Here is an 8,677-nt window from a genome sequence, read left to right on the forward strand (position 1 = left end):
AGGGTCTCTTTTTTGTCTTGCCATTTCATTCATTTCCTTTTTTCTCCTATATCATAGCATAGATAATAATAAAAACCGTGAAGTTGATCCGTACGCTCTCAACTTACACGGTTTATATTACACTCTCGGAATGGGTTGTTGATCGATGAGATTTTTAAATATTTCCCATGTCTACTTGACTAGGGTTGTATCATTTACCAATCCTTTAAGTAGGGATTACAATCCTTTTTTCATTCTTTCAATGGCTTCTAAGGTAGCTTCTCTGGAACCAAAAGAAGTCAATCTGAAATATCCTTCTCCCTGTGGACCAAATCCACATCCAGGAGTTCCTACAATCTGAAGTTCATTTAATAAATAATCAAAGAATTCCCAGGAAGACATATTGTTTGGACATTTTAACCAGATATAAGGACTGGAAATACCACCAGTATACCAGATTCCTTTTTCATCTAAAGCGGAAGCAATCAGTTTTGCGTTTTCCATATAATAGGCGATGTTTTCCTGACATTCTTTAAAACCTTCTTCACTTAATGCAGCCTGGCCACCTCTTTGAATGATATAGGCTGTTCCATTAAATTTTGTGGACTGACGACGATTCCACATTGGATTTAAGGCTGTACCTGAGCAGACCAGTTCTTCTGGAACAATGGTCCATCCCATACGAGTTCCTGTAAAACCAGCTGTTTTTGATAAAGAACAGATTTCGATGGCGCATGTACGAGAACCTTCAATTTCAAAGATGGAATGTGGATAATCTCCGTGAATAAAAGCTTCATAGGCAGAATCAAAGATGATGACCGATTCGCTTTCATTGGCAAAATCAACCCATTGTTTCAATTGTTCTTTATTATAAACAGCTCCTGTTGGATTGTTCGGAGAACAGATATAGATGATGTAGCTTTTCTTTTCAATGGCATCTGGTAAAGGTAAAAATCCGTTTTCCTGATTGGCTGCGATAAATTGAACCTTTCTTCCACACATCACATTGGAATCCAGATATACAGGATAGACAGGATCTGGAATCAGAATTTCATTGTCTCCAAAAATATCGGTAATGTTTCCACAGTCACTTTTGGCTCCATCGGAAATAAAGACTTCGTTTTTCTTTAAAATGACACCTGATTTTTCATAATGGTTTCGTACTGCATCAATGGCAAAATCATAACCAGCTTCAGAACCATATCCTTTAAATGTTTCCTGATGTCCCATTTCATCTACTGCTTTATGCATAGCTTCAATTACACTTGGTGTCAAAGGCAAAGTGACATCCCCAATTCCTAAACGAATGATTTTTTTATCTGGATTAGCCTGTGTATAAGCAGATACTTTCTCTGCTATGGTTTTAAATAAATAATTCTGTGCTAAATTTTTATAGTTTTCATTCACTTTTATACTCATATTGATTATTCCTTCCTTACTGGTTTAGTAAATCATCCATTGAATAGAAACCAGGTTCCTGATTCACAATGAATTCAGCTGCTTTTATGGCTCCATTGACAAAAATCTGTCGACTGGTCGCATTGTGACTAATGGAAATGGTTTCATCCTGTCCAAAATAAAATACAGTATGTTCTCCAGCAACACTTCCTCCACGAATGGCACTGATACCAATTTCTTTCTGACGTTTTCCAACCATTCCCTGACGACCAAATACATGTTTGTATTCTTTTTCTGGATCCAGTGTATCCAGTAACATCATAGCCGTACCACTGGGAGCATCGGCCTTCTGATTGTGGTGTTTTTCAACCATTTCTATATCAAAATCTTTTTCTAATAATGGGGTAACCAATTCTAAAGCTTTTCGCATAACGGCTACACCATAAGAATAGTTATAAGAGAAGAAAACCGCATTGGTTTTAGACAATGCATGAAGAGATTCCATATGTTCTTCTTCCAATCCAGTTGTTCCCATTACCAGACTGGCATTCTTTTCTTTACAATATTCACATACCCATTTCACATTGTCTCGATGTGAAAAATCGATGACAACATCACAGGATGTATTTAGAATCTGGTCTGAATCAAAAATATCTACTTTTCCTATGACTTCATGACCATGTGAAAGAGCGGTTGTTTCAATTAAAGAACCCATTCTTCCTTTTCCGATTACAAGAATTTTCATTACAGTAAACCTGCCTGTTCTAATGCATCGTGTAAACGTTTTTTATTGGATTCTTCCATTTCATATAAAGGAAGACGATATCCACCAATATTCATTCCCATCATATTCATGGCTTCTTTTACTGGAATTGGATTGACTTCACAGAATAAGGCATGAATCACATCTAAATATTTTAACTGCAGACGTAAACTTTCTTTTGTGTTTCCATCTAAATATTCCTGTACGATATTGTGTGTAATCGCTGGGGCAATATCCGCAAGAACGGAAATGACTCCACTTCCACCTAAAGCCATAATGGTTGTGATCATATCATCGTTTCCAGAATACATCACGAAGTCATCGCTTAAATATCGGGCAATATTTGTGGCATATCCAATGTTTCCGCTGGCTTCTTTGATACCAATGATATTTGGATGTTTTGATAATACTTTGATCGCGTTTTCAGAAATAGAACATCCGGTTCTACCAGGAACGTTGTATAAAATAATAGGAATATTAACAGCATCTGCACATTCCATAAAATGGGCAATCATTCCTCTTTCATTTGTTTTATTGTAGTATGGAGAAATCAGCAATAATTGATCGGCTCCCATCTTTTCATATTTAATGCTTCTTTCTTTCATAGCAGCCGTTGAGTTAGACCCCGCTCCTACAATGACAGGTACACGATGGTTCACAACACGGATCGCACATTCAACAACTTTATCGTCTTCTTCCTGCGTCATCGTTGAACTTTCTCCAGTGGTTCCCAATACAAGAATTCCATCGGTTTTGTTTTCAATGTGCCATTCTAACAATTCTTCTAATTTTTCAAAGTTTACACTTCCATCTTCATGAAATGGAGTAACCAGTGCAACAATGCTTCCTTTAATTGGTTTCATTTGTTTCTTCTCCTTCTTATAAAAAATGTCAGTAAGCACACTATCTTACTGACAAAAACAATCAAATTAAGATAGCACTCCTACTAAAGTAGACAGCCTGACAGATATTCTCTATCAGTCCACCATTTTTTCATGCCTGAAAAAACAGTTCGGCGATATTGCTTAGAAAATTGATCAAATGCCTGCCGACTCTCAATTTTTTTGTCGTTACCGCGCCTCTATCAAGTTAAATTATACTCTTTGAAAAAAAATAATCAAATAATCTTTACATAATCTGAAACTTCCTATATATATATTTATACAAGCTTATTTTTAAAAACGAGGTGAAAAAGGACATGAAGTCATTTCTAATTATTGGTATGGGTCGATTTGGAAGACACTGTGCACAAAAATTATATGAAATGGGACATCAGGTTATGGCCATTGATAAACAGGAAAGCCGAATTGATGCGGTTTTATCTTATGTACATGTGGCACAAATTGGCGATAGCTGTGATGAAAATTTTTTAAATACGTTAGGTGTATCGGATTTTGATTGTTGTGTTTGTGCCATTGGTGATGATTTTCAAAGTTCACTGGAAACAACATCTTTATTAAAAGAATTAGGGGCAAAATATGTGGTTGCCCGTGCTTGTCGAGATCGTCATAAAAAATTCTTATTGCGAAATGGAGCCGATGAAGCGGTATACCCAGAAAGACAGCTTGCCAACTGGACGGCCATTCGTGTCAGCTCTGAGCATATTTTTGATTATATTGAACTGGACAAAAATCATGCGATCTATGAATTGGATGTTCCTGCATCCTGGATTGGAAAAACCATTTCCGAAGTGGATGTTCGAAATCGATATCATATCAATGTGATTGGAATTAAGATTGATGATTGTGTCACAATGGATTTTGGTCCATACACAAAATTTGCGAAAAATATGAGACTGCTTGTGATTGGACAAATAAAACAGATTCAAAAAGTTTTTAAATACGATTAAAATAAAGTTTGGATAAAAGCTTTAGATGCGATGCTTAAAGGTTTTCTTTTATCTTCAATCAGTACAACTTTACGCATAGGAATTGTTTCTTTCAAAGGAATCGAAACAATTTCTTTTTTTTCGATATATTCTTTTGCGTAAGGATAAGGAAGATATCCTAAACCAAGATTGTGCTGAACCAGAGGCAAAACCTGATCCATGGTTGCCACTTCAAATTCACTGGATAGTTCCAGTTTATGGTTAAAGTAAAATTGTGAAAAGAAAGCATAAGTCATCGTATCTTTACCAAGCATAATCATTGGATACTGTATAATTTCGTTCAAAGAATGAATAGACTGACCTAATGATGCATATTGAATACCACCAACAAGAATATCTTTAAAATCCAGCAGAGATGTCTGCTTTAAATAAGAGGGTATAATGGTTGGCGTCACCACGATTGAAAAATCAACAAGACCCTGATCCAAAGCTCGAATGGCTTGAGGTGTAGAATGATTTGAAATTCGTAAATGAATATTTGGATACTTTCTATGGAAAAGTTCCAGTTTTTTTAACAGAAAAATATTTAATGCACTCTCGGTTACACCAATAGAAATGGAGCCGAATTCTAATTCTTCCTGTTTTAATAATTCCTGTTCAGCTTCCATAATCTGTTCTATTGCGATTTTTACATGTTCATATAATGAATTTCCTTCAGGCGTTAAAGTGACACCTTTATTGGATCTTTCAAACAATTTACATTTTAAATCGGCTTCTAATTTATGGATGCATCGGCTTATATTGGGCTGATTGCTGTAAAGCGCATTGGCAGCTTTTGTGATACTTTTATATTTGGCAACATAATAGAATATTTTATACGATTCAAAGCTGATATTCATAATTCCTCCATATCAAATTTATATATTAAACATATCTAATATACATTTTACACATGAATAATAAAAAAATATAATACAAATTTGAAAAGAGGGATAAAATGAACAAAGATTTGACCATTGGAAATCCAAGTACAGTATTATGGAAATTCTGTTTACCATTGTTTGGAAGTGTAATATTTCAGCAATTGTATAATATTGCGGATAGTTTGATTGCGGGTAAATTTATTGGAGAAAACGCATTAGCAGCGGTAGGAAACAGTTATGAAATCACATTGATCTTTATCGCTTTTGCTTTTGGATGCAATATGGGATGTTCTGTAATTACTTCTATGTTATATGGAGAAAAGAATTTTGAAAGAATGAAAACTGCAATTTATACATCTATTTTATTCACTGTTGTAGTGTGTGGATTTTTAATGATGGTCGGTTTTTTATTTTCAGAGAATTTATTAAATCTGATTCATACTCCTGATTTGATTTTTATGGATTCAACAGTATATTTAGATATTTATATGCTGGGATTGCCATTTTTATTCTTTTACAATGTTTCCAATGGTATTTTTAGTGCATTGGGAGATTCAAAAACACCATTCTATTTTTTGGCATTTTCTTCCTGTTCCAATATATTAGTGGATTATTTATTTGTAAGATATTTGAAAATGGGGGTTGCAGGTGTAGCCTGGGCAACCTTTCTGTGTCAGGGAGTGAGCTGTATCCTTGCATGCTGGGTGGTTTTTGATCGATTAAGAAAAATCAAAACAAAAAAAGTCAAATGTTTTTCTTTTTCTTTATTAAAGCGTATTGTGAATATCGCATTGCCAAGTACACTGCAGCAAAGCTTTGTCTCTGTAGGAAATATTATTATACAGTCTATTGTGAATGGCTTTGGAGCCAGTGTAATTGCTGGATTCAGTGCGGCAACCAAACTAAATAACCTGGTCATTACTTCCTTTACGACCATTGGAAATGGAATTTCAAATTATACGGCGCAAAATATGGGAGCAAACGAATATAAACGAGTGCATGAAGGATACAAGGCAGGAGTCAAGATGGTTTGGATCATCTGTATTCCAATTGTATTTTTATATTTTATTTGCAGCAAACAGCTGATTGATCTGTTTTTGGAAAATCCATCCATGCATGTGGTCAATTCAGGAGTCAGCTTTTTAAAGATTGTAAGTCCATTCTATTTTGTGATTTCATTGAAGCTTGTTGTGGATGGTATTTTAAGAGGTTCCAGTCAAATGAGTGATTTTATGAAATCCACATTTGTGGATTTATTATTAAGGGTTCTATTATCCATTATATTCTCAAAGATGTTTGGGTACATTGGAATCTGGATGTCATGGCCAGTTGGATGGAGTGTTTCAACAATGTTGTCAAATCTGTTTTATCATAAATGGAAAAAAGTTAGAGTAGAACAATAAAAGGAAGAGGGCAGCTCTTCCTTTTATAATGCTTTCTTGATGGCTTCTAAAAGCTGATCGTATTGATCAAAAGCAGGAAATTGTGGATAGTCTTTTTTTATTTGTTCAGTACTTTTAAATAAGAAACCGGCTTTACTTGCCTGAATCATACCCAGGTCATTAAAGCTGTCACCTGATGCAATGGTTTGAAAACCACAGGATTGTAAAGCTTTTACTGTAGTGAGTTTGGATTTTTCACAACGCATTTTATATCCGGTAATAGTTCCATTTTCATCGACTTCTAAAGTATTACAGAAAATAGTAGGCCATCCTAATTTCTTCATTAAAGGTTGAGCAAATTGAGTGAAAGTATCACTTAAAATGATGACTTGTGTGATTTCTCTTAACTGATCCAGAAATTCTTTAGCTCCAGGCATAGGATCAATTTTTTCAATGGTTTCCTGTATTTCCTTTAATCCTAAACCATGTTCTTTTAAAATATTTAACCGATAATTCATCAGTTTATCATAATCCGGTTCGTCTCGTGTTGTTTTCTTTAATTCTTCAATTCCTGTTTCGTTGGCAAAGGCAATCCAGATTTCAGGAACAAGAACTCCTTCCATATCTAAGCAGACAATATTCATATCCATAATAAGGGTATCCTTTCTAATTCAATGCCTATACTATATCAAAGAATCGAATAAATGTATACAGTTATTTAACAAGTGTATAAGATAACAGAACAAAAAAAAGAGTCTTTCGACTCTTTTCTATACAGTTCCCTGTGCTTTCATTGCAGTAGCAACTTTTAAGAAACCAGCAATATTTGCTCCGATTTCGTATTGTTTATCGCAACCATATTCTTTGGCTGTATCACGACAAGTATTGAAGATAGTAACCATGATCTGTTCCAGTTTCTGATCCACTTCTTCTGCACTCCATGAAAGGTGCTGAGCATTTTGTGACATTTCCAATCCAGAGCAAGCTACACCACCAGCGTTGCTGGCTTTACCAGGAGCATAAAGAACACCGTTTTCCTGTAAGTATTTGATTGCATCTGGAGTCGTTGGCATATTGGCACCTTCACATACCGCAAATACACCATTTTTAACTAAATCTTTGGCATTGTCTAAATCCAGTTCATTCTGTGTAGCACATGGTAAGGCAACATCGACTTTAACAGACCAAGGTCTTTGACCAGCTGTGTATGTTGCTTCAGGGTGAACTTCAACATATTCTTTAATACGTCCACGACGTACTTCTTTGATTTCTTTTACTAATTCTAAGTCAATTCCATTTGGATCGTAAATAAATCCGTTAGAATCAGACATTGTAACAACTTTAGCACCCAATTGAGTGGCTTTTTGACAAGCGTAGATTGCTACGTTACCAGAACCAGAGATAGCTACCGTTTTATCTTTAAAACTAGTACCATTATCTTTTAATAATGCCTGAGTAAAGTAACATAAACCATAACCTGTCGCTTCTGTACGAATTAAAGAACCACCAAATGATAATCCTTTTCCAGTTAATACACCAGAGAATTCATTTTTAAGGCGTTTGTATTGTCCAAATAAATAACCAACTTCACGTCCACCAACACCGATATCACCAGCAGGAACGTCAGTGTTAGGACCGATATGACGATATAATTCTGTCATGAAGCTTTGGCAGAAAGCCATGATTTCACGATCGGATTTTCCTTTTGGATCAAAGTCAGATCCTCCTTTACCTCCACCCATTGGTAAAGTTGTTAAAGAGTTTTTAAAAATCTGTTCAAACCCTAAGAATTTAATAATGGAAATGTTTACAGATGGATGGAAACGAATTCCACCTTTGTAAGGCCCGATTGCAGAATTGAATTCTACACGATAACCACGATTGACTTGTGTTACACCGTTATCATCTATCCAAGGAACACGGAAAATGATTTGACGTTCAGGTTCTACCAGACGAGTTAATACATCATCGTCTAATTGTTCAGGGTGTACTTTTTCAATTACTTTTAAAGATTCAAAAACTTCCTGAACAGCCTGCAAAAATTCTTTGTCGTTAGGTTGACGGCTAACGACTGTTTCATACAATTTTTCTAAGTTTGCCATTGTATCCTCCTATATTTTCATAAAAACAAATTTACTTTTAAAGTATAGCACTAAGAAAATGAATTTGAAAGCAGAAATGTAAATAATTTCATAAATGAAAATAATTTACATTAAAACAAATTTAAAGAAAAATATATGAAAAATACTTTTTTTCAAAAAAAGAGTTGACTGAAGAGGAAGGATTTGGTAGTATAAGTGGGCGCTCGAAAGAGAGCAGCGAAACGATCTTTGAAAACTGAACAAGAAAACCTGAAAGAAGTACGAAAGTACAAGGAAAAGAACAGCAACGTCAATTTAAAAGA

8 protein-coding genes and 1 riboswitch are annotated in these 8,677 nt (G+C 34.9%); of the genes, 2 read left to right on the forward strand and 6 right to left on the reverse strand.

Annotated features, from left to right (window positions below; genetic code table 11):
* Positions 1 to 216 precede the first annotated feature (216 nt).
* Genes FYJ50_RS10265 through dapA form a run of 3 tightly spaced genes read right to left on the reverse strand, consistent with a single transcriptional unit; the run spans position 217 to position 3,003 of the window.
* Positions 217 to 1,398 carry an LL-diaminopimelate aminotransferase gene (locus tag FYJ50_RS10265; RefSeq protein ID WP_154461638.1) on the reverse strand — a complete coding sequence of 394 codons (1,182 nt, stop codon included), beginning with the start codon at positions 1,396 to 1,398 and terminating at the stop codon, positions 217 to 219.
* A gap of 16 nt (positions 1,399 to 1,414) precedes the next feature.
* The gene (gene dapB / locus FYJ50_RS10270; protein ID WP_154461640.1) at positions 1,415 to 2,122 is read right to left on the reverse strand and encodes a 4-hydroxy-tetrahydrodipicolinate reductase; all 708 of its coding nucleotides are present in this window, start codon (positions 2,120 to 2,122) and stop codon (positions 1,415 to 1,417) included.
* Positions 2,122 to 3,003, reverse strand: coding sequence for a 4-hydroxy-tetrahydrodipicolinate synthase (dapA, locus tag FYJ50_RS10275; protein ID WP_154461642.1), 882 nt, complete (start codon positions 3,001 to 3,003; stop codon positions 2,122 to 2,124). Before dapA ends, dapB begins: the two co-directional genes overlap by 1 nt.
* A 64-nt stretch (positions 3,004 to 3,067) precedes the next feature.
* Positions 3,068 to 3,232: riboswitch (Lysine riboswitch) on the reverse strand.
* A 106-nt stretch (positions 3,233 to 3,338) separates the two neighbouring features.
* Between dapA and FYJ50_RS10280 the strand changes: the two genes are divergently transcribed.
* Positions 3,339 to 3,989, forward strand: a complete 651-nt coding sequence (locus tag FYJ50_RS10280) for a potassium channel family protein (RefSeq protein WP_154461644.1) — start codon at positions 3,339 to 3,341, stop codon at positions 3,987 to 3,989.
* Here FYJ50_RS10280 and FYJ50_RS10285 read toward each other — a convergent pair.
* Positions 3,986 to 4,867, reverse strand: coding sequence for a LysR family transcriptional regulator (locus tag FYJ50_RS10285; protein WP_154461646.1), 882 nt, complete (start codon positions 4,865 to 4,867; stop codon positions 3,986 to 3,988). The two genes, FYJ50_RS10280 and FYJ50_RS10285, sit on opposite strands and share 4 nt — an antisense overlap.
* Positions 4,868 to 4,965: 98 nt before the next feature.
* Between FYJ50_RS10285 and FYJ50_RS10290 the strand changes: the two genes are divergently transcribed.
* Positions 4,966 to 6,294 carry an MATE family efflux transporter gene (locus FYJ50_RS10290; RefSeq protein ID WP_154461648.1) on the forward strand — a complete coding sequence of 443 codons (1,329 nt, stop codon included), beginning with the start codon at positions 4,966 to 4,968 and terminating at the stop codon, positions 6,292 to 6,294.
* 23 nt (positions 6,295 to 6,317) lie between these two features.
* Here FYJ50_RS10290 and thrH read toward each other — a convergent pair whose 3' ends face one another.
* Positions 6,318 to 6,923: a bifunctional phosphoserine phosphatase/homoserine phosphotransferase ThrH gene (gene thrH, locus FYJ50_RS10295; RefSeq protein WP_205946516.1), complete on the reverse strand. Its 606-nt coding sequence runs from the start codon at positions 6,921 to 6,923 to the stop codon at positions 6,318 to 6,320.
* A gap of 120 nt (positions 6,924 to 7,043) precedes the next feature.
* The gene (gene gdhA, locus FYJ50_RS10300; RefSeq protein WP_154461650.1) at positions 7,044 to 8,375 is read right to left on the reverse strand and encodes an NADP-specific glutamate dehydrogenase; all 1,332 of its coding nucleotides are present in this window, start codon (positions 8,373 to 8,375) and stop codon (positions 7,044 to 7,046) included.
* Positions 8,376 to 8,677 lie beyond the last annotated feature (302 nt).

This window comes from Floccifex porci (assembly GCF_009696175.1).
GTDB lineage: Bacteria > Bacillota_I > Bacilli_A > Erysipelotrichales > Erysipelotrichaceae > Floccifex > Floccifex porci.